This is a genomic window from Streptomyces gelaticus (assembly GCF_014649535.1).
Classification (GTDB): domain Bacteria; phylum Actinomycetota; class Actinomycetes; order Streptomycetales; family Streptomycetaceae; genus Streptomyces; species Streptomyces gelaticus.
This window is the reverse complement of the sequence record NZ_BMTF01000012.1, coordinates 42,650-63,582: the sequence shown is the minus strand read 5'-3', so window position 1 is coordinate 63,582 and position 20,933 is coordinate 42,650. Positions and strand designations below refer to the sequence as shown.

The window sequence follows — 20,933 nt, the reverse complement described above, 5'->3', positions numbered from 1 at the left end:
CGCCGGGCGGACGATCGCACCGTGGCATTTCTGTCCGCACGGTCGGCCGGGCGGAGGAACCGAAGGCCACGAGGAACCGGGAGAGGCCGACAAGGACCATGAAGGAATGGAGGCAGTCCATGGCGTTCGTACACGGAACACCGAAGAGCACCGGGACCCGGCAGCCTTCCCGGGAAGCGCCCGGGGTACCGGATCTCGCCGGTACGGCCCATGTCTGGTGGTGGCAGCCGCCGCAGCGGGTCGTCCCCGACGACCTCGCCCTGCTCGGCACCGACGAATTCCACCGCGCGCTCGGCCTGCTGGCCGAGCGGGACGTGGCAGCCTTCGTGCACACGAGGGCCGGGGCGCGTCGCGCGCTGTCCGAACTACTGCTCCTGGCACCGCAGTCCATCGAGCTGGGCAGGCGCCAGTGCCCCGGCTGCGGGGACTTCGGGCACGGCCCGCCGGTGATCGAGCACCCCGAGGTGCCGTGGGCGATCAGCCTGTCCCGCACCGCGGGATGCGGTGTCTTCGCACTCGGTGACGGACCCGCCATCGGTGTCGACGTCGAAGCGGTACGGCCCATGCGCCAGACCTCGCTGTACGACTCGGTGCTGACCGACAACGAACGCGCCCACCTGGTGTCGCTGCCGCCCGGACCGGTACGTGACGCGGGGTTCCACCGCGTCTGGACGCGCAAGGAAGCGGTCGTGAAGGCGGTCGGGCTGGGGCTGGTGGGCACCGCGCTGAACCAGCTGGAGACCTGGCCGGCCCGTCACGGGCCGGTCCGCGTCCTGCACACGCACTCCGGCCGCACCACCGTCTGGTCGGTGCAGGACCTGCGGCTGGGCGACCGGGTCGCCGCCGCCATCGCACGTCCGCCCGGCGGCGCTCCCCCCGGGCCCGTTCACATCCACGCCGTACCCGGCCCGCCCGGCGAGGCCGGTACGCCCCACACCGAAGGAAGTCGACCGTCATGACGACACAGCCCCTGGAGACCGCCCCGGTGGCTCAGACCGTCCCAGCACCCCGGGCCGCCCACGCCGACCGCCCCGGATTCTCCGGACTCGCCGGGAGAGCCGCCGAGATCACCGGAGCCGATGGGCTCACCGACCGCGGCCTGCCCTCCGACGGCCTCAGGGAGCTCGACGACACCGAACTGACCCGATACTTCGCCGGGCTCGCCGCCGCCGTCGAGCAGGCGGACCCAGGGCCCGCCGCACGCGGCGGCTGGGAGGAGCGCGAGCGCGTCCGGGTCTCCGTCTGGGTCCGCACCGCCTACGAGCACCCCCTGTCCGCTGCCGTGTTCGGCCGCCCCGGCGGCAGGGTCGCCCACGAGGCGCGGGCCGCCCAGGCCGCCGAGCTCGGCTTCCGTATCGATGTCGGCCGGGGCCGCGCCGTTCCGGCAAAACCTTCCGCCGAAGTCCGGGCTGTCGCCGCGGTCGCCGCGATGTGGGCGGTCACCGCGACCGCTTTGGCCTCCGCCGACCGGCCGCCCCGCGAACGCGTCGTCGCCGACGCGTGGACCGTGGTCCGCGAGACCATCGCCCCCGTACTCGTCCCCGAGATACCCACGTACTCCTGGACGCGCGGAACGTGGTGACGCCACGGACCACGGCGGCTCCCCGGCGAGCGACGCAGACGGCTTTCCCCCGGCCACCGCGGTCACCCGACCGCGGTGGCGCTGTCGTGCGCGGCGGGGAAGCGCCGGGCGGAGGTGACGGGGCCCACGGCGGCCGGATCCTCAGGAGTCAGCGACGCCGCGTACAGGAGGACCAGCTCATGGCACCGGTACAGCGGCAGCCCCTGGGCATCGAGCCCCGAGAGGTCGAGGAGCGCGCTGTCCACCAGCGACTCCAGCACCCGTTCGGCCTCGTCCTCCGACATCGCCAGACGCACCGAGGCGTCCCGCGCCGAGAACGGCTCCGTACCGGCACCGGCCAGCGCCCCGAGTGCCGGCGGGCCCTCGGCGGCCATGCGCCGCACCGACGGCAGCAACGCCCTCCGTACATCCAGATCACCGAAGGACAGCTCGGCGAGCCGTTCCGCCGGGTCCGCGAGCCGGTCCGCGAGCCTGCTGGCCGGCCACGACGGCCGTGCCGCGAGACGGGCCCCCACCACGGCGAGCGCCAACGGCAGCCCTCCGCAGTACGCGACCAGGTCGTCGGCGGCATCCGGGTCGTCCCTCAGCCGCTCCTCGCCGGCCGCTGCCACCAGCATCGCCAGGGACTCGTCGTCGTCCAGCGGCGCGAGGGCCACGGTGTCCGCCCCGGCCACCCGGGCCAGCCGGGCCCGGCTGGTGATCAGCACGGCCGCCTGCGGGCTCGCGGGCAGCAACGGTGCCACCTGGAGGTCGCCGACCGCGTCGTCGAGGACGACGAGGAGCCGCTTGCCGGATGTTCGCGCACGGTAGAGCCGGACCAGCTCGTCGCGGTCGAGGGCCCGCGGGGGGCTCTGGTCGAGACCTGTCTCGCCGAGCGCCCGCAGCAACCGCACCAGCACCTCGCCGGCGTCCTTGGGCGTACCGTCGGGATGGCACAGCTCGACGAAGAGCAGGCCGTCGGGGAAATGACCGGAGCTCTCCTCGGCGGCCCGCACCGCGAGCGCGGTCTTGCCCACGCCCGCCATCCCGGTCACCAGCAGGCGCCGGGGACGATTCGTCTCGGCCGCCAACCGCGCGGTCAGCAGGGACAGTTCAGCGGATCGTCCGATGAACTCCCCTTCCGCGGCAGGAAGCATGTTGGGTACATCGGACCGCCCCCGCGCTGCCCCTGCACCTCGCAAACCCAACTCCCCGCCCAGCACGGCCTGATACGTAGCCCCGAGCGCCTCGCCCGGGTCCACCCCCAGCTGCTCGACGAGCACCTTGCGTCCCTCGTAGTACGTCTGGAGGGCATCGGCCTGCCGGTCGCACCGGTACAGCGCGGTCATCAACTGGGCACGCAGCCGTTCCCGCACGGGATGCTCGGCGACGAGACCCGTCAGCTCCGCCGTCACCTGCTCGTGCATGCCCAGCGCGAGATCCGCCTCGATGCGGTTCTCCAGCGCCAGCATCCGCGCCTCCTCCAGCTGCGGCAGCTCGGCCTCCAGGAGGAACTCGGTCACGTTCGACAGGGCCGGCCCACGCCACCACCCGAGTGCCTCCGTCAGCAGGGCCTGCGCGTCGGCGTAACGCCGCTCCCGCAGCGCCGCACGGCCGAGCCGGTCGAGCCGTTCGAACTCGACGATGTCGATACGAGCCCCGGGCGCCCGGAGAATGTACCCGGGCTGCCGCCGTACGATCTCGACCTCGTCGCCGAGCAGCTTGCGCAGCCGCGACATGTACGTATAGATCTGCGCGCTCGCGGTGACCGGCGGGTCCCACCCCCACAGCAGCGCGCCGAGCCGGGAGTCCGAGACGACCCGCCCGTGCGCGAGCAGCATCGCGGCGAGGACCGTGTGCACCTTGGAACCGGACAACGCGATCCAGTCCCCGTCACGCCGGGCCTCCACCGGCCCGAGAATCCGGAAGTCCATGCGGCAAACCCCTTTCAGGTCTGAGCGTCCTGCATGGAATCCGAAGGTAGGCGGCGCCCTTATCCATGAGTTATCGCCGACGACCGAAGGCCGATACCGTCCCCTGAACCGCGCGTCCTGGGCGTGGTACGAGCCTGCCCGAGCTGGTCACCGACGGGCACCCGGATGCACAAATGATTCGCCCGGTCAGTTGCGCCGGTGCACGGCGCGGCCCTCGGCGGCCGTCTTCAGGTCGTGCAGCCATGCTTCGAGGCCCTGGCGGAGGATCTTCGTCGCGGTGGGCACGTCCGCGTCGACCTGGGCGCCGGTATGGGTCTCCTCGGTGCTCACGCGGACGCCGCCTCCGACCGCGGTGAAGTTCCATACGTGGACGCCGTCGATGCGCAGTCCTTCACCGATCGCGGGGCCGGTCCAGCGGATGCAGGAGTTGGGTGCGATCTGCCCGACGGTCGAGGTGATCTCCAACTCGGTCGCCGGAGTCGCGGGGTTGGGGGGTATCGGGGTCGTCCACCGGAACGCCGAGTTCGCCCGGAGGGGGCCGTGGTCGAGGCGTTCCGCGGTCTTGACGGCGGCCTGCCAGGACGGCCAGCGCGCCACGTCCGTCTGCAGTTTCCAGACGGTGCGCAAAGGTGCGTGGATCAAGGTCTCGGTCCTGTGGCGAACACGAGCGTCGGGATCGACGCCTTCCCCCCGGCAGGTGAGGGACGTGCCGGGGTGACGGTGAGCGGCTCCGGCGGGAGCGGCAGCAGTGCCGAGGACGGCGAGGGCGAGCGGGACGGTGAACAGGGCGGTGCGGATGCCGGGCATGGTGTTCCCCTCGTCGGTTGCCGGGCGGGAGCTGTCTGTGGAGTGCGCTCCGGCTGTCGGACGGTTGTCCGTCCTCGGACTGGGCGGCGAGCGGGCGTGCCGCACGGCGCACCCCGAACGAGCTAGAAGATTTCGTGTTCGTTAGAAGTTATAACTGTGCTTTCGGTGCAGGGTCAAGGTGTTGCGTGATAGGTTCTAACGAAACCTTGAAGATGTAGCAGGGCGAACAGGGAAGGCAGCGGACCGTGGGGGAGCCGGATCCGAAGACCCCGCGAGAGCGCTATCGCGCCCAGGTCCGCGCGGAGATCAAGGAACACGCCTGGGAACAGATCGCCGCGGCAGGAGTGCCCGCGCTTTCCCTCAACGCGGTCGCCAAACAGATGGGCGTGAGCGGCCCCGCGCTCTACCGCTACTTCGCCGGCCGCGACGAACTGATCACCGAGCTCATCCGGGACGCGTACCAAAGCCTCGCCGACACCTTCCGCGCGGCCTTCGCCGCCGGCGCCGACGTGGGCGGGCTGGCGCACGCCCTGCGCGAATGGGCCCTGGAGGATCCCCAGCGCTACTTCCTCATCTACGGCACCCCCGTGCCCGGGTACCACGCCCCCGAGGACACCGTCAGGGTCTCCGACCAGATCATGACCACCCTGCTCGACGCCTGTGCGGCCCTCACCCCGGACGGCCCCGCGACCCCGCTCGACGCCCACCTGGAAGAACACCGGGACTGGGCCGACGGCCACCCCGCCCCGCCCGCGACTCTTCACCGGGCCCTGGCCTTCTGGACCCGGCTGCACGGCGTCCTGTCCCTGGAACTCGCGGGTCACTTCAGCGGAATGGGCATCGACCCCGCTCTGCTCTTCGCGGCCGAACTCGATGACCTGCTCACGCAGCGGGCCTGACGTCACCCGTCCACCGGCCGAGAACGGGCCCGCGGAGCGATTGCCGCGCTGCGCTGGACCTATGCGCCGCTCGGCCCCCGTACCAGCTCTGCCATCACGGCCGGCGGCAGCGACGGGTTGGCGGCAGCCGCTTCCACGACTTGCCAGCCGTCGTCGGCGAGCAGTTCGACGATGACCGGCGGCGGGAGGGCCGGGTGCCCGGCGGCTATGGGCCGTGCCCGGCTGTCCGCCAAGCAGACGAGCAGCGCCGGACCCGTTGCGTTGCCGTGCCGGGCGATCTCGCGGAACACCTTGTGCACCGGCGGTACGTGTGCGGCCAGGTCCTCCAGCAGTGCCGGCGGCGCGTCCGGGTTGGCTGCCACCTTGGCGACGACCCGAACCCCGTGCCGTTCGACCATGCTGCGCAGCCGGGTCTCCGAGAGGCCCGGGTGGGGAGCGATGGCCTTGACCACCTTCGCGTCGGGGTCGGCGGCCAGCACGTCACGGATCCCGGCCGGCAGATCGCGCCGCTCGGCCAGAAGCATGCGTAGAGCCGGATTCGACGACCTGGACAGCTCCTCGACCTCGGCGGGGGAGGCGGCTGCGATCCTCGGCAGCAGGGTCGGGCCGATCTTGACGGCGCCGGCCAGGCGGGAGAGCACGTCGAGGGGCACGCGCGGGTTGTGTGCGAGAGCGCGCTGCACGTCATGGCCACGATCGGTCGCCAGCCTACGGATCAGGGCGTCGTCGATCGCCGGGTTCCCGGCGAGGTCGGCTCGAACACCCGGCACAGGGTCGCCGGCGAGCCGTTCCCCCACCTCCGGTGGCAGGTCGGGGCGGGCGGCGAGTCGGCAGCGCAGCAGTGTCGAGGGATGGTCGGCGAACCGGACGACGGCTTCGGCCGGCGTGGCCGGGTTCCCCAGTGCCAGCATCGCTGTCTCATGGACAGTGGACTCGTGGTAACCCGCACACGTGGCACCGGACCGCAGATCGCAGTCGAGCCGCGGACACTGCGGATCGTGCACGAACGGCGTCTCCTCGTTGTCGCAGACCAGGCACCGCTGCGCCGGAGGCAACCCGTCGCCGGTGATCAGCATCGCCAGCACGTCCGGTGGCGTCGTCTCGTTGGCCGCCACCGCCCGGCGGACCTCGGCATGCGGATGCCGCGCAAGCCGCGCTGCCATGTCCGGCGTCGTCCACGACGCAAGCTCCGCGACGACCCGTACGTCCGAGTCCGCGGCGAGCATCTCCACCACATCGGGCGGGAGTCCGGGACAGGCGGCCAGCCTCTCCCGGCGCTCGGCCTCCGGATCCGACGCGAAGAACCGTGCCCACTCCGGGGCACCGGAACGCTCGTCGAGCAGGGCGAGCGCGGCATGCGGCTGCGCCACGGGATCGACCTCGGCGGCGGTCAGCAGGCCCTCGTACACGAGCCGGACAGCGATCTCCTCGACCTGCGAAGCGAGAGCAACCGCCTGCGCACGGCTGAGCCCGGCGCGACCGGCGAGCCTCTCGGCCATGTCCGTGTCCGCGACCGCGATCAGCCGGTCGACCAGCTCGGAGGGAAGGGCCGCATTGGCGGCGAGCCCGCACAGTACATGGTTCACAGGGAACATCCTGCCCGGACCGTGGCCGGCTGCCCGGTGAATTTCCGCGTCGACGAGTTCTCGGCGCCCCGGCCACTCACCCCCTCACACGTCATGGCGACTGCTCGGGGGCGGAACAGTGGTGGTCGGGCGCCAGGCGCCGGAGCGCCGAGGGCTTCTCATTCCTGCCGTGCCCCGAGCCGCTCGGCAAGGAAGGCGATGATTTCGTCCCGGGCCTGCAGAGTGGGGTGGCCGTCCTGGTCGACGAGGTGCGCCGTGACGACGCTGTGGGCACAACCGACGACATCACGGAAGAAGGGCGGTGGGTCCGTGTTCGCCGTCCCGGCTTCGAGCACGCGGCCGTCGAAGGCGTCCCCGAGCAGTGCTCGGTAGGCCGCGAACCGCCGGCCGGTGCACCACCTGTCGTTGTCGAAGCGGTAGGCGAGAACCGACAATCCGTCCCGCGCCACGCGTTCGGCCACGGCGGCGGCGTCTTCGTCACTGATCTCCAGACCGCCGGCGTCGTCCAGCGGAAGCGACGGATGGTTCACCACTGGTGCGACGACAGCGGGTTCGAGCGCCATGGTCAAGGCGAAGTTGCCGGTAAAGCACAGACCGACGGCGCCGACGCCGGGCCCGCCTCGCTCGGCGTGCGCCAGGCGGGCGAGGCCGCGCAGCCATGTGACGACGGGGCTGGTACCGCCACCGGCAAACGCCCGGAACTCGGCGCTGACACACGCGCGTCGAACGATGGTCTCCTGTGCGCCGGCGAGCGGATAGGCACCGTCGACGCCGAAGAGAGAGGGCATGTACACGGAGAAGCCGGCATCGCGCACCCAACGCGCGAACCGAGCGACGTCGGGGCTGATACCCGGCATCTCGGGCATGAGGACGACTGCCGGTCCCGACCCGGCCATGTACACGGTCTTGTCGACGTCATCGATGCTGACGACCCTCCGTGAGAAGTCGTCCAAAGGGTCGTTCCGTCCTCGCATGGTGGTCATGATCGGGATGATGGTGCACGGCCGCTCTTCCTGAGAAGCGGCGGCATCGCCATGTTGCCCGGTAATATCGCCACCTGTTCCCAAGGAAGGTGCCGGAGGGGCGGCATGAGTCCGCTGCGAGTTGGTGTGCTGGCCTACCCCGGCTGCTTCGCTTCGGAGGTGTTCGGAGTCCCCGACCTCCTGGCGATGGCCACTCACGTCGCCGCGGCACAAGGGTCGGTTCGGCCGGCCTACGAGGTCTCGGTCATCTCGCCGCGGCGACGGGTGATCGCGTCCGGCGGCTCGGCCATCGACGTCTCGGCGGTTCGCCCGGTGGACGTTCTGATCGTGCCGGGCTTCGAGCTCTCGCCCACGCTCGATCTCGACGCGACACTCGCAGACCTGGGACCGGAGGTAGCGGCGATTCGATCGCAGGCGGCTTCGGGAACCGCTGTCGTATCGATCTGCGTGGGCGCCTTCCTCGCCGCTGAAGCCGGGCTCCTCGACGGGCGCGAAGCCACCACGTCCTGGTTGTTCGCGGACCGGTTCGCCCGCCGGTACGCCGATGTTCGCCTTTGCTCGGAGAAGTTGGTCGTGACCGACCAGGGGGTGACGACCACAGCGGCCTTCAGCGCCATGTACGACTTCGCGCTGCAGTTCATCCGCGAGCACGACGGTCCCCGCGTCGCCCGCAGCATCGCGCGCATCGCGCTGGTCGATGACGCACGCTCCACGCAGGCCCCCTACGTCGACTCGCGGCTCATCCCCACTGCGGGCGGTGAGTTCTCGCTCGGCGTCAAGCGATGGCTCGACCAGAACCTCGGCACTCGCTATGACCTGCCCGCCCTCGCCCAGGAGTTCCACGTAAGCACGAGAACCATGCTCCGTCGCTTCGGCGACGAAGCCGGCGAGACGCCACTCACGTACCTTCAGACGGCCAGGGTGCGTCGAGCCAGACATCTGCTGGAGACGACCGACAGGACCGTCGCAGGCATCGCCGCCGATGTCGGGTACCTCGACCCCGGGACGTTCAGTGGCATCTTCACCAGACACACGGGCCGGCGGCCGGGGGAGTACCGCGCGATGTTCCGTCGTCGCCGCGACAGGTAGCGCACCCCGCACCGCTGCGCTGCCGCCAGGGCCTTCCTCGTGATCAACCCACCGTGTCTCATTGACGGGGCGGTCGGCTGATCCGGTCGACGCCCCGTCAGCTCCTGCGCACGCCCGGGGCAGGCGCAACGCCATGAGCGGTGTGCGTGACCGAGGACCGCACGCCGAACCACTGCTCGGCGCCGTACTCCTCGAACCGCTCCAGCTCGGTGAACCCCAGCTTCGCCGCGAGGCGCATCGAGCGGTCGTTGGCGGTCTGGGTGCAGAGCACCACCCGCTCGCCGGGAAGCGCGTCGGCGAACCAGTCGAGTGCCGCTGCGCAGGCCTCGGCGGCGTACCCGTATCCCCATGCCTCCGGCAGGAACAGGTAGCCGATTTCCGCTTCCCCGGCATCCGGACGGACGAGACCCGGACGCTCCGTGTCGCGCCGATCGAGCGTGACCATGCCGATCACCGCTCCGTCGAGATCGATCACGAAGAGGCCGGGGCGTCGCCCGGGCACCTCGGGCACCGTGCGTTCGAGCTCATCACGCGGTCGAGAGTCACCGATGTAGGTGCCCACCTCCGGCGAGGCGAACAGCTCGATGAACGCCGCACGGTCCCGGGCCTCGGGCGCGCGGAGTACGAGCCGCTCGGTCCTGATCGGGGCAGGTGGCCAGGCGACGGGTCCGAGTTCAGTCATGGCGGGCAATCTAGTGCAGCCCGCCGGGCAGGAGCCTGGGACGACCACGGACAGCAGAGGCGAGGCGGATCTTTGTGGGCAGCCTGCCGCAGGGCCTGCCGGCCCGATGGTGTGGTCTGCCGGTTCGCCTGCTTGTGGCCCTCGGAGGCCGGCGTGGCCGGTACCTTCAACGCCTCTGCCACCCCAACTGAGGGCCACCGCACACCAGTCCCTCCTTACGGGGTGGTGGCATCGAGCCAGTCGTCGACGGTGACGACGTCCGCCCACTGGGGGAACAGTTTCTCGGTGAGGAACCGGTGAACCTCGGCGTCGGTGTCCAGGCAGGCATCGGCGAGGACGGTGAGGCCGAAGTCCAGGTCGTTGGCCTGGCACAGGGTGTGCAGCACCACGGCGCTGGTGGCGATGCCGGTGAGGACGAGGCTGTCGATGCCTTGCGCCCTGAGCACCACGTCGAGGTCGCTGCCCGAGAACGCGCTCGCCCGTCTCTTGGTGACCACCACCTCGCCCGGCCGGGGCGCGATATCGGGGTGGATTTCGGTGCCGGGGTCGCCCTCGACATGGAGCCCGGCTCGCGCGACGGCGGTGAGTGCCCTGTTGCGCGGGCCGACTTCCGGAAAGCCCGGGCGCAATGCGATGACCACGTAGATGACAGGAATGTCTGCCGCCCGGGCACCGTCGATCGCCTTGCGCAGGCGCGGCAGGTATCCGGAGCCGTCGTCGGCGATGTCCACGACGGCTCGCTGGACGTCCATCACGAGAAGGGCGCTGCTCATACGGTCTCCAGGAACGATGGCGGTTCGGCGCTGAAGCGTGCCGGATTCTCCATGCTCGGGTGGCGCACGGACGCCGGCACCGTGGCAGTGTGCCCCGCCGGGGACGGGTTTCGCCAGGCGGTCTGCCACGGCGAGATGGTCCGGCGCACTGCTGATCGCGCACTCGGGGACGCCGCTCCCGGGCGGGCGCTCCCGCTCGGCGTCGACCGGTACCGGATGCTCCGCCTGCCCGGCCGGTGCGAGTCCGAGGGGCCCTCGGCTTCACCATGACCATCGAATGGTCGGTCTCAACCACGACCTCCGGCACGCCTGTTGAGGTCCTGCCGCCAGGACCGGGGAGCACTCGCGCCCCGAACGGGCCTCGAGGTCGCGAGCGCGGCCTCGAAGCTCGTTCTGCCGCCGAGACGGCAAGCCGCCCGGACAACCGACCTTTCAGCGCCGTGACGCGCGAAGGGCACCCCGGACCGCGCCTCGGCACCCGGTCAGCGGCGAGCGAGGAGTTCGAGCGTGTCGATCACACGGTTCGAGAAGCCCCACTCGTTGTCGTACCAGGCGACCACCTTGACGTGGCGGCCGTCGACGCGGGTGAGGGCCGAGTCGAAGATCGACGAGGCGGGATTGCCCGTGATGTCGGAGGACACGAGCGGGTCGTCCGAGTACTCGAGGATGCCGGCGAGCGGCCCCTGCGCCGCGGCGCGGTACGCCGCCAGCACGTCGTCGCGCGTCACGTCGCGAGCGACGGTCGTGTTGAGCTCGACGATCGAGCCCACCGGCACCGGTACGCGGATCGAGTCGCCCGACAGCTTGCCGTCGAGATTCGGCAGCACCACGCCGATCGCCTTGGCGGCGCCGGTCGTGGTCGGCACGATGTTGACGCCGGCGGCCCGGGCGCGACGGGCGTCGCGGTGCGGGCCGTCCTGCAGGTTCTGCTCCTGCGTGTAGGCGTGCACCGTCGTCATGAACCCGTGCTCGATACCGGCGAGTTCGTCGAGGACCGCGGCCAGCGGCGCGAGCGCGTTGGTGGTGCAGGAGGCGTTCGAGACGATCGTGTGCAGGTCCGGGTCGTAGGCGTCGGTGTTGACGCCGAACGCGAGTGTGACGTCCGCGCCGTCCGACGGCGCGCTGACGAGGACCTTCTTCGCGCCCGCTTCGAGGTGTGCACGGGCGGCCTTGGCCGAGGTGAAGCGGCCGGTGGCTTCCAGGACGATGTCGACGCCGAGTTCGGCCCACGGCAGCTGCGTCGGCTCGCGCTCGGCCAGCACCGTGATCCGACGGCCGTCGACGACGAGGGCGTCCCCCTCGACGGTCACCGGACGCCCGAGCCGACCGGCCGTGCTGTCGTAGGCGAGCAGCCGGGCGAGCGTGGCGGGCTCGGTGAGGTCGTTGACGGCGACGATCTCAAGGGTGCTGTCGCGCTCCAGTAGCGCCCGCAGCACATTGCGTCCGATACGGCCGAATCCGTTGATGGCGATGCGAGTCATGTGGGTGTCCCTTCCGTTCGCCACCAGGCTCTCCCGCAGGTCACGCCGCTGACAGTGGCGTGATCGCCATGGTTCAAAAGGATCCCGCCATTCCGCCGTCCACGGTCCCGAACGATCCCGTCACCCAGGAGCCCGCCACCCGGTGCCGGGCCAGCTACTCGCCCCTGGTGAAGGTGGTCCGGTACTCGCTCGGGGTGGTGCCCAGGATGCGCTGGAAGTGCAGGCGCAGGTTCGCGCCGGTGCCGAGCCCGACATCGGCGGCGATCTGTTCGACGCTGCGCTGCGACAGCTCAAGCAGTTCGCGGGCCCTGTCGACGCGTGCGCGCATCACCCACTGCATCGGCGTGTAGCCGGTCTCCTCGACGAAGCGCCGGGAGAACGTGCGCGGCGAGACCCCGGCCTGCCGCGCCAGGATGTCGAGGGTGAGGGGCTCGCCGAGCCGGTGCAGCGCCCACTCGCGCGTGGCGCCGAAGCGCTCGCCGAGCGGCTCCGGCACGCTGCGCGGCACGTACTGGGCCTGGCCGCCGCTGCGGTAGGGAGCCGCGACGAGACGTCGGGCCGCGTGGTTGGACGCGGCCACTCCCAGCTCGCCGCGCAGGATGTGCAGGCACAGGTCGATGCCGGAGGCGGCGCCGGCCGAGGTGAGCACGCTGCCCTCGTCGACGAACAGGACATTCTCGTCGACCTGGATGAGCGGATGCCTGGCCATGAGTGCTCGTGTGTAGTGCCAGTGCGTCGTGGCGCGCCTGCCGTCGAGCAGTCCCGTGGCGGCGAGCGCGAAGGCACCCGTCGAGATGGCGGCGAGCCGTGCGCCGCGTGCGTGGGCGGCGATCAGCGCGTCGACGACGGGCTGCGGCGGATCTTCGCGGTCCGGGTGCCGGTAGCCGGGGACGAAGACGATGTCGGCCCAGGCAAGCGCGTCGAGGCCATGGGCGACGGAGTACGACAGGCCGTCGCCGCCGGTCACGAGACCGGGGGTCGATCCGCACACCCGTACCTCGTACGGCATGCTCACCCGAGTCGTGAAAACCTGCGCCGGAATGCCGACATCGAGCGGCTTCGCACCTTCCAGTACAAGGACGGCGACGCGATGCAAGGGGGAGGCGGGCATGGGAAAGAGGTTACGTGGGGTGCGACCCCGGTACGGGCGGGGGCGGCCGGCCTCCTGGTGATCACGTGATATCGACGAGGGCCGACCAGGTGTCCGGGCCGACGATGCCGTCGCCGGCGAGGGAGCGGTCGCGTTGGGAGGAGGTCACTCGTGCGGCGGTCGCGGGGCCGAATCCGGCGTCGACGCGTACCCGCGGGCGGTAAGCAGGAGCTGGAGCGCGGCACGGCGCACTCGGCGGAAGCGTCCGGATGACCGAACGGTCCTCAACGCGATCGCAGGCCCGCCCGGGACGGGCCTCACGAAGATGCCGACCTGAACAACAGACCGAAGGTCGGGCCTCTTGCGCGCGGAAGCCTCCTACTTCGTCACAGCGTTCAACGCGTTCACGAGCCCTCGCCCGTAGAACCCGTTGTGGTTCTTCGGCCCCTTGCACACGGCGTCGATCCTGCCGTCGGAGTCGATGTCGTACGGGTTCGTGCACGGTGTGGCGTCGGCCTCGGAGTACAGCAGGGCCTTCACCTGGCCGGCAGTGGCGTGCGGGTGCGTCGACTTGATGAGGGCGGCGACCCCCGCGACGTGCGGGGAAGCCATCGACGTGCCCATCTTGAAAGCCCACTCGCCGCCGGGCATCGTGCCGAGGATCCGACCATTGGTGGCGGGCGCGGCAGGGGGCTGGTAGAGGGGGTCGTCGCCTCCGGGAGCGGCGACGTCCACGACGTTCAGCCCGTAGGTGGAGAACGACGACTTGATGCCTTTCGCACCGGTCGCGGCCACGGTCACGACACCGGGCAGCTGGGTCGGTATGTCCAAGCACTTGTGCGGGTCGATCACGCGGTCGCCCGGCGTGCCGTCGTCCGGGGAAGCAGGGTCGGTGATGGAGTCCGCGTCCAGGTCGTGGCGCTCGTTGCCCGCCGCCGCGACGTTGACCGTGCCCTTGCGCTCCGCGTACTGCGAGGCCCGGGTGACGGCGTCGACGAGCGCCCTCTGGTCCGGGTCGTCGAGGCAGTTGAACTTCCAGGGGTCGGTGTAATAGCTGTTGTTGGTGACGTCCACGTCGTGCTCGGCCGCCCAGACGAAGCCGCAGACCACGGCCTCCGCGTAGATGTAGTCCTCGGGGGTGGACACCTTGATGCCGGCGACCTGGACGCCGGGGGCGACGCCGGTCATGCCGATGCCGTTCCTGGCTGCCGCGATCACACCCGCGACATGCGTGCCGTGGGCGCTCCCCGGCGACACGCCCGGCCGCCACGCCCCGTACGTGGTGTCCGGCTTGCCCGACATGCAGTTGACGGAGGCCTCGCGGTTGAAGTTCGGGGCGAGGTCGGGATGCCCGTCGTCCACGCCGGTGTCGATGACGGCGACCGTGACGCCGCGGCTGCCGAGCGTCTTCTCGTGCGCCTTGTCCGCCTTGATGGCGGGCAAGTCCCACTGCGACGACTCCAGTGGGTCCCGGCCGTCGGCCGCCCGAACGCCGGTGACCGCCTTGGTGCCGAGCACCTTCGTCGTGCCGATCTCGGCCCTCGGCTGTGCGGCAAGGGGCGCGTTGCGGGTGACACCGGCCGACTGCACGCCCTGAACCCTGCGGATGGTCCGGGCGAAGCCGGGGTTCGAGGAGTGGACGACGATCACGCCGATCCGGTCGTACGAGATCACGATGGTGCCGCCCGCTGCGGTGACGGCCCTCTTCACCGCAGTGGACGGGCCTTGTCCGGCAGCTACGTTGACGATGTAGCTGAGGGAGGTCGCATCGGCGGCCGTGACCGTCGGGGCCGTCTCGGCCGCCGACGCCGTGACGTCGGGCAGGAAGGCAAGGGTGGTCGCCAAGGCCATCCCCAGCGGAAGGACGGCGAGGCGACGGGAGCGCGTGCGTGGCGCTGTCATGGAGGGCTCCTGTTGGTTCGCGGTTCGGGTGGCATGACGCGTGCGGAGCCCAACAAGTTGACCGGCGGGGTTACTTGACCGCCCGCAGGGTGTTGACGATGCCGAATCCGAGAACCCTTTCACGCGCTTGCCGCCCGCGCGGGTCCGGTCCACGACCCCGTCGCCGGCACCGCCGACCCGGAGCGCACCGGCTCCCCGGGTGCAGTGTCGCGTCGACGCGCACGGGTCGCCGGGGGCCACCGGTCGGAGAGATGGAGACCGGTGGTCTCGGGGGAACGGGTCAGTCGGTCGGGTCCGGACCGGGAGCAATCGGGGGGAGGCCGTGGGCGGCCAGGAGGCGGTCGGCGAAGCCCGGGTCGGCGAGGGGGACGCCATGGGCGGCCAGGAGGATGAACAGGTCTGCGAGCCGGCGCGGCTCGGTGCCCCGCAGGTGATGGCCGGGGGCGAGGCCGAGGACGCCGACGAGCGGTCCGCGGCCGGTAGCGGGGGTCGTGGTCAGGCGCAGACGCATCGTGAGGCGAGCTGCGTCCGAATCGGGGTCCTCGCCGAAGGTCATGTCCAGGCCCGCGATGTCGTGCCAGCGGTAGCGACGGCGCAGCAGTGCCCTGGAGAGGGTGAGGCCCTCGCTGTCGGCACGCACCCAGAAGCTGACGGGCGCGGGCAGAGCCACGACGGCGACGACCGCGGCGACGATCAGCAGGCTGGGGCCGACGCCCAGCCGAGCCGCTGTGCCGTTCGCGCCGAGGGCAACAGCAACCAGAAGGCCCAGGAGGCAGCCGGGCCCTACGCCCGAGAAACGCCACAGGAAGCCCAGTCGCACGGTCTGGAACCGGCTCGTCATGTCCACAGCCACAATCCTGGAGCCTCGATGTCACCGTTCAGCCACGCTTTCGGGGCCCTTGTGACACGGATCGCGACGGCCAGGACGTGGTCCAGGACGACCGGTGCCGTGCCGTGTCGGGCAGCTGGTTCCCGCAGTACGACGGCCGCACGGCCGAGGCCGCTTTTGGTATCGGCGTCGACCACGGTGTCCCCCTTGAGGAAGCCTGGAGGCCGAGGGCTTCCGAGTGGTCGAAGCCCCAGTGCCGTGCGTTCTCGCACGTCTGCGATCGGACTGCCTTGCCGCGCCTGGTCGGGCGCCTTCAGGAGGTGAGGACGGAGATGCCGTCTCCGAGCAGCTTCAGCCCGAGAACGAAGAACAGGACTGCCATCACGGCGACGTTGTGCTGGGCTGCCCAGTCCTTCCAGCTTCCGAGAGTCGTTTCCGCTCGCTTTCCTCCGAGCAGGAAGACCCCCAGGGGGGCCAGCAGGCCGAGGGTGGCGATCAGGACGAAGATTGCCAGCGACGCGATCTCCTGCCCGACCGGCAGCCCTGCTGAGCCGATCGTGGCGCCCGCGGCGATGGTCAGCGGGGCGTTCTTGGCGTTGAGCGCGGCCAGGGCCGTTCCGAGCCCGAGGACCTTGATCGGCGTGAGGCGGTCGATCACGCCCATCCACTTCGGCAGCTGAGCTTGCGAGGGATCCTTGGGGCGCCGGTGCCACTGCCGGGCGCCGAAGAGGACGAGGAGCACGCCCAGAGCGAGCTTGAGAGCCCCTACCCAGGTGGCCGGGTGATTGTGGGTGGAGGCGCCTGCGGGGGAGTCGATCGCCAGCATCACCGCGCCCAGTGCCGACAGTCCCAGGATCCAGCCGACCGTGAAGAGCAGTCCGTTGAGACCTCCCCGCGGTGTGGCGAGGACAAGGATGATCGCGATGATCGGGAGCGGACTGATCGCGACGCCTGCCGCAAAACCCAGTACGTCACCGAGAACTGTGCCCATGATTGCCTCCAGCTGGGGTCAGGGGTGATCGAGGCGGGCAAGGCCGGGTAGGAGTGCATGCTCCGGCTGCCCGCATGCGCAGCCATGGGACTGTCGTGGACGCGTTCGGGGCGTATGGCAAGGGCCCCGGAACTGGGTCGTCACCTCTCCGGAAGGTCCGCTTCCGGAGAGGTGACGACCTCGGCAGTCAGTACCGTCCGCAACTCGGGCCCGATGCTCCGGACCGCTGAGCGCTTCGCCGCTCAAGCCGACTCAGCCAGGGCGCCGGGGGACACGTGGCCGCCCTTCGACCACGCGGAAACAGTTGCCCGACAATGCGACGAGACCAATCCGGCACGTCCCCCTTCCATGGTCCTGCGCCCCTGCGCATCTGTCCTCGGGAGGTTCTGGGAGCGCGAGGGCTTCGGCCTGCTGGTTGCCGCGGTGCTGTCGACAATCCGACCCTCGGGTGACCACATCACCCCGAGCCGGGGATGCGAGACAGCGGGTGTGTGGTCAGGATGAAAGCGTGAGGGCGACGGCGCCCCATGTCCGGGCGCTTGGCACCCCTCGCACCGATCCGTGGCAGGAGAGCTTCGCGATGACTGCGACAGGTGCAACCCAACCGGCTCATCCTGAGCACCCGGGCAGGACGGACGGGGTCTCCAACGAGTTCACCGTTTTCACCGAGATCAAGGCAGGCGAGGCCGATGCATTGCGCAGGGATCTCACCTGGCTCGGCGATGCGGCGAATGACGAGAACGTCCATGCGGCGCTGCGACAGATCGGCACTCTGCACGACGCACGGCACGTCATTTTCGACGACGACACCCGGTTCATGTTCGCCAGCGTCTTCGACGGCTCCTGGGACACCTACATCGACGACTTCGCCAAGACGGTGGTCGGGGAGCGCTTCGACAAGGTCTTCTCGCACAGCGAAGGGTTCCCCGGCATCAAAGATCCAGGGGTCAAGGACTGGTTCCTCGCCCACCAGGCGCCCGCAGGGGTCTTCGTCAGCGCCTACCCCGAATTGACCGTTCAGCAGATCTACAAGGACCAGCGCGTGGACGAGGCGTTCCAGGAGGTGCTGGACACGCCCGAGTTCCGAACGGCGCTGGAGAACCCGGCCAACGCGGAATTGGTGGCAACGCCCGCCTTCCAGAAGCTGATGGAGGAAGCCGCGGCCTGAGAAACACAACCGACCCTCATCGCCGATCCGACCTCGGCAGGCCGCTTCGGCCTGCGCGCACGAGTGCCTGCGGGGACGCCCCGGCAGAGACCGATGTGGAGACACCAGCGATCATGAACACGGCGGACAACAGCAGTGCCGGCGTACGCGTCGACATCGACGACGTCCAGAGCGGGGCACTGCGCCCGAGGCCCGTCCCGTACGAGGGACGGTTCATCTTCCTGCGCGTCGACGACCGCCGCGCCGGCCGTGCCCTGCTGCGGCGGTTGCTCCCGGTGACCTCGGGTGGCCTGCCCGGCACGGACCGGAGCCAGGACGCCTGGGTGGCTGTGGCGTTCACCTATCAGGGGCTGAAGGCCCTGGGGGTGCCACAGGAGTCGCTGGACAGCTTTCCGCAGGCGTTTCGTGAGGGCATGGCCGCTCGGGCAGAGCTGATCGGCGACGTGGGCGAGAGCGCACCGGACCACTGGGAGGCGCCGTTCGGCACCGGGGATGTCCACATCGCGCTGAGCGCCCTGTCCTCCGATGCAGCGCAGCTCGACCAGGAGCTGGAGCGGGCTCGCGTCGCCTACCAGGACACGCCCGGTGTCCAGGTGATCTGGCAGCAGGACGTCCGCCAGCTTCCGACCGGGCGCACCACCTTCGGCTTCCGTGACGGCATCAGTCATCCGAACATCGAGGGCGTCGGGCTGCCCGGCTCCAACCCGCAGGAAGTGCCCATCAAGGCCGGTGAGTTCATCCTCGGCTACCCCGATGAAACAGGGAACCTGCCACCCATGCCCGTCCCCGACGTCCTGGGCCGCAACGGGACCTACGTGGCGGTGCGCAAAGTCCACACCAACGTGGCCGCCTGGCGCCGGTACCTGCGGGCGAACAGCGCCAGTGCCGAGGAGGAGGCACTGCTGGCGGCGAAGATGGTCGGGCGCTGGCCCAGCGGGGCGCCACTGACGCTGTCTCCGGAGCACGACGACCCGGAGCTGGCGGCTGATCCGCACCGCGTCAACAACTTCCTGTACCGGGAGAACGACGACCGAGGGTTCCGGTGCCCCGCCGGTGCGCACATCCGGCGCACCAATCCCCGCGACTCCACCATCATCGGCGACGCACGGATGCACCGTCTCATCCGCCGCGGCACGACCTACGGCCCGCCGTTGCCCGAGGGGGTACTGGAGGACGACGGGGCCGACCGCGGCCTGGTAGGAGCTTTCATCGGCGCCCATCTGGAGCGACAGTTCGAATTCATCAAGGCCGAGTGGGTCAACGACGGCAACTTCATCGGTTACCCCGGCGAGAAGGACGCGGTGGCCGGGCATCACGGCGGAACCGGCAGCGTGACCATCCCGGAGAAGCCGGTCCGGCGCCGTCTGCGGAACCTGCCCAGCTTCGTGGTCACCCGTGGCGGCGAGTACTGCTTCCTGCCGGGTCTGCGTGCCCTGCACTGGCTCGCCGAACTGGAGGACTGAGGGCAGTTTCCTGCCCCGTGAGGCCCCATCCCCACCACGATCTCAGAGAAGAGGTCGAAGTCATGGCAGCACAGTTCGTCCCCTACACGCCGGACGTCGAAGACGACGACCCGCACTTCGACCAGAACCTGCAAACGGTGATCAAAAAGACCGAGTCGTACATCGCCGAGTCGGTCGAGGCCGGTGGCACCGGCCGGGCCCTCCGCGACGCCCATGCCAAGGGCTACGGGCTGGTCCGGGGGGAAGTGGAGATCCTGGACGGGCTGCCTCCCGAGTACGCCCAAGGCATCTACGCGACTCCGGGAACCCACGACGCGCTCATCCGGTTCTCCAACGGCTCGCCTCACGCCGGAGCCGACGCGCGACTGGGCACCGCCACCGGACTGGCGCTGAAGATCTTCGGCATTGCCGGGCCGACCCTGCTGGAAGACGAACCGGACACTGGCACATTCGACTACGCGAACATCAACGCACCGATCTTCTTCTGCAACACGGTTGAGCACTACCTGTTCATCCAGGAACTGTTCTTGAACGCGCCGGCCTACTTCTCCCAAGGCCGGTCCGGCGCACATCGTTTTTTTGCCGATTTCGTGACCGGGAAGGGCACCCTGGCCCAGGACAACTGGGCATGGGACGAGTTCCTGGCCTTTGTGCGCCTGTCCAAGATCCCACCGGTCAACGTACTGCTGTCGAGCTACTGGACGATGGGCGCGGTCAGACACGGGGACTACATCGCAAAGGTGCGCATCGCCCCGGCCCCGCATTTCGCCGCCGCGGTGGTCCGGCGCGCCATCGACCCGACCTCCGCGCAGGAGGTCTTCCGGCCGGCCCTGCAGGCCGAGCTGCAGGAGCGCCCCTATGCCTTTGACATCCAGGTCCAGCTCTGCACCGACCTGGAGCGCATGCCCGTGGAGGACACCACGGTGGAGTGGCCGGAGCAGCTCTCGCCGTTTGTCACCGTGGCCAGGCTACGGCTGCCACAGCAGGACATCTCCGGCCCGGAAAACCTGGAGAAGATGGACTCACTGTCCTTCACCCCATGGCGGGTCACCGCCGAGCACGCGCCTCTGGGCAACATCATGCGGGCCCGCAAGGAGGTCTACCGGCACTCCTCCATCGCTCGCCACAAGCTCAACCAGCAGCCGCGCACAGAGCCCCGCAGCGCCGACGAGGTCGCCGGTCACCGCGGCAACTCCGCACAGTGACGGCCTCGAAGGCGCGTTCGGCACAGAGGTTCTTGCCGTACAGGTCGAGCACGGGCCGGGCACCGTGGCTCGGCGGGTGCCGGCTCAGTCCAGCCGGTCGTACGCGCCGGCCTCCCAGTCGGCGAACAGCGTCAGCGCCTCCGCCGTTTCGATGCGTTCCGGCGCCGTGGAGGTGGCCGGCCACCAGTTCTCCACCTGATGTGCGCCCACGAGGACGAAGTCCCGGTATCCCTCGAAGTCCCCGGGGTCGTCCGCCACGCCGATATGGATGGGCGCATCATCGGGCAGGTCCTTCAGCGCGTCGCGAAGCTGCGCGGCATTCCAGACCTGCGGGGTGTGCTCGAAGACATCGGTCATGGGCACAGAGTGCCGGACCGGACCGCATTGATGGCCGAGACACGGCTGCGCCCCGGGCCGGAGCACTGATCCGGAGCACATCGCACCGTCGGCGACCTGCACCGCCGTCCCGTCCTTCCATCACACCGCTGGC

20 protein-coding genes are annotated in these 20,933 nt (G+C 70.2%); 7 read left to right on the top strand and 13 right to left on the bottom strand.

Annotation, left to right across the window (positions count from 1 at the left end):
* The first annotated feature begins 119 nt into the window (after window positions 1-119).
* Both IE107_RS18665 and IE107_RS18660 read left to right on the top strand, forming a co-directional pair.
* Window positions 120-959, top strand: a complete 840-nt coding sequence (locus IE107_RS18665; RefSeq protein WP_229867073.1) for a 4'-phosphopantetheinyl transferase family protein — start codon at window positions 120-122, stop codon at window positions 957-959.
* Entirely contained in the window at window positions 956-1,582 is a 627-nt protein-coding gene (locus tag IE107_RS18660; protein WP_229867071.1) for a hypothetical protein, read from the top strand. Before IE107_RS18665 ends, IE107_RS18660 begins: the two co-directional genes overlap by 4 nt.
* Window positions 1,583-1,644: 62 nt before the next feature.
* Here IE107_RS18660 and IE107_RS18655 read toward each other — a convergent pair whose 3' ends face one another.
* On the bottom strand, window positions 1,645-3,495 hold the full coding sequence (locus tag IE107_RS18655; RefSeq protein ID WP_189544938.1) for an AfsR/SARP family transcriptional regulator: 1,851 nt from the start codon (window positions 3,493-3,495) through the stop codon (window positions 1,645-1,647).
* Between the two features lie 186 nt (window positions 3,496-3,681).
* Window positions 3,682-4,302: an SRPBCC family protein gene (locus IE107_RS18650; RefSeq protein WP_189544937.1), complete on the bottom strand. Its 621-nt coding sequence runs from the start codon at window positions 4,300-4,302 to the stop codon at window positions 3,682-3,684.
* 245 nt (window positions 4,303-4,547) lie between these two features.
* On the opposite strand from IE107_RS18650, the gene IE107_RS18645 reads away from it, so the two are divergent.
* Entirely contained in the window at window positions 4,548-5,201 is a 654-nt protein-coding gene (locus IE107_RS18645) for a TetR/AcrR family transcriptional regulator (protein WP_189544936.1), read from the top strand.
* A gap of 59 nt (window positions 5,202-5,260) precedes the next feature.
* Here the strand turns inward: IE107_RS18645 and IE107_RS18640 are convergent, their stop codons facing one another.
* Together IE107_RS18640 and IE107_RS18635 are read right to left on the bottom strand one after the other, a co-directional pair.
* Window positions 5,261-6,787: a hypothetical protein gene (locus IE107_RS18640; protein ID WP_189544935.1), complete on the bottom strand. Its 1,527-nt coding sequence runs from the start codon at window positions 6,785-6,787 to the stop codon at window positions 5,261-5,263.
* Window positions 6,788-6,945: 158 nt separating this feature from the next.
* Window positions 6,946-7,854 carry a dienelactone hydrolase family protein gene (locus IE107_RS18635; protein WP_229867070.1) on the bottom strand — a complete coding sequence of 303 codons (909 nt, stop codon included), beginning with the start codon at window positions 7,852-7,854 and terminating at the stop codon, window positions 6,946-6,948.
* Between the two features lie 42 nt (window positions 7,855-7,896).
* Here IE107_RS18635 and IE107_RS18630 point away from each other — a divergent pair, with 42 nt between their 5' ends.
* A complete protein-coding gene (locus IE107_RS18630) occupies window positions 7,897-8,859 on the top strand; it encodes a GlxA family transcriptional regulator (RefSeq protein ID WP_229867068.1) in 963 nt (320 codons plus the stop codon).
* Window positions 8,860-8,956: 97 nt separating this feature from the next.
* Here the strand turns inward: IE107_RS18630 and IE107_RS18625 are convergent, their stop codons facing one another.
* From IE107_RS18625 to IE107_RS18595, 8 genes are all read right to left on the bottom strand, one after another.
* Window positions 8,957-9,541: a GNAT family N-acetyltransferase gene (locus IE107_RS18625; protein WP_189544933.1), complete on the bottom strand. Its 585-nt coding sequence runs from the start codon at window positions 9,539-9,541 to the stop codon at window positions 8,957-8,959.
* A 215-nt stretch (window positions 9,542-9,756) separates the two neighbouring features.
* Entirely contained in the window at window positions 9,757-10,314 is a 558-nt protein-coding gene (locus IE107_RS18620; RefSeq protein WP_189544932.1) for a cysteine hydrolase family protein, read from the bottom strand.
* Between the two features lie 482 nt (window positions 10,315-10,796).
* Window positions 10,797-11,795: a type I glyceraldehyde-3-phosphate dehydrogenase gene (gene gap / locus IE107_RS18615; protein WP_189544931.1), complete on the bottom strand. Its 999-nt coding sequence runs from the start codon at window positions 11,793-11,795 to the stop codon at window positions 10,797-10,799.
* 154 nt (window positions 11,796-11,949) lie between these two features.
* Window positions 11,950-12,906, bottom strand: a complete 957-nt coding sequence (locus IE107_RS18610) for a GlxA family transcriptional regulator (RefSeq protein ID WP_189544930.1) — start codon at window positions 12,904-12,906, stop codon at window positions 11,950-11,952.
* Between the two features lie 61 nt (window positions 12,907-12,967).
* On the bottom strand, window positions 12,968-13,054 hold the full coding sequence (locus tag IE107_RS36150; RefSeq protein ID WP_373302465.1) for a peptidoglycan-binding domain-containing protein: 87 nt from the start codon (window positions 13,052-13,054) through the stop codon (window positions 12,968-12,970).
* A gap of 209 nt (window positions 13,055-13,263) precedes the next feature.
* Window positions 13,264-14,787, bottom strand: a complete 1,524-nt coding sequence (locus IE107_RS18605; RefSeq protein ID WP_189544929.1) for a S8 family serine peptidase — start codon at window positions 14,785-14,787, stop codon at window positions 13,264-13,266.
* Between the two features lie 280 nt (window positions 14,788-15,067).
* Window positions 15,068-15,628 (bottom strand): hypothetical protein, encoded by a 561-nt coding sequence (locus IE107_RS18600; protein WP_189544928.1) that lies wholly within the window; start codon window positions 15,626-15,628, stop codon window positions 15,068-15,070.
* 301 nt (window positions 15,629-15,929) lie between these two features.
* Window positions 15,930-16,607 (bottom strand): GAP family protein, encoded by a 678-nt coding sequence (locus IE107_RS18595; RefSeq protein WP_189544927.1) that lies wholly within the window; start codon window positions 16,605-16,607, stop codon window positions 15,930-15,932.
* A 508-nt stretch (window positions 16,608-17,115) separates the two neighbouring features.
* On the opposite strand from IE107_RS18595, the gene IE107_RS18590 reads away from it, so the two are divergent.
* The 3 genes from IE107_RS18590 (at window position 17,116) to IE107_RS18580 (ending at window position 20,443) form a co-directional block, all read left to right on the top strand.
* On the top strand, window positions 17,116-17,775 hold the full coding sequence (locus IE107_RS18590) for a hypothetical protein (RefSeq protein ID WP_189544926.1): 660 nt from the start codon (window positions 17,116-17,118) through the stop codon (window positions 17,773-17,775).
* A gap of 113 nt (window positions 17,776-17,888) precedes the next feature.
* The gene (locus tag IE107_RS18585; RefSeq protein ID WP_189544925.1) at window positions 17,889-19,238 is read left to right on the top strand and encodes a Dyp-type peroxidase; all 1,350 of its coding nucleotides are present in this window, start codon (window positions 17,889-17,891) and stop codon (window positions 19,236-19,238) included.
* 62 nt (window positions 19,239-19,300) lie between these two features.
* Entirely contained in the window at window positions 19,301-20,443 is a 1,143-nt protein-coding gene (locus IE107_RS18580) for a catalase family protein (RefSeq protein ID WP_189544924.1), read from the top strand.
* An 84-nt stretch (window positions 20,444-20,527) separates the two neighbouring features.
* Here IE107_RS18580 and IE107_RS18575 read toward each other — a convergent pair whose 3' ends face one another.
* Window positions 20,528-20,800 (bottom strand): DUF6225 family protein, encoded by a 273-nt coding sequence (locus tag IE107_RS18575; RefSeq protein WP_189544923.1) that lies wholly within the window; start codon window positions 20,798-20,800, stop codon window positions 20,528-20,530.
* Between the last annotated feature and the right edge of the window lie 133 nt (window positions 20,801-20,933).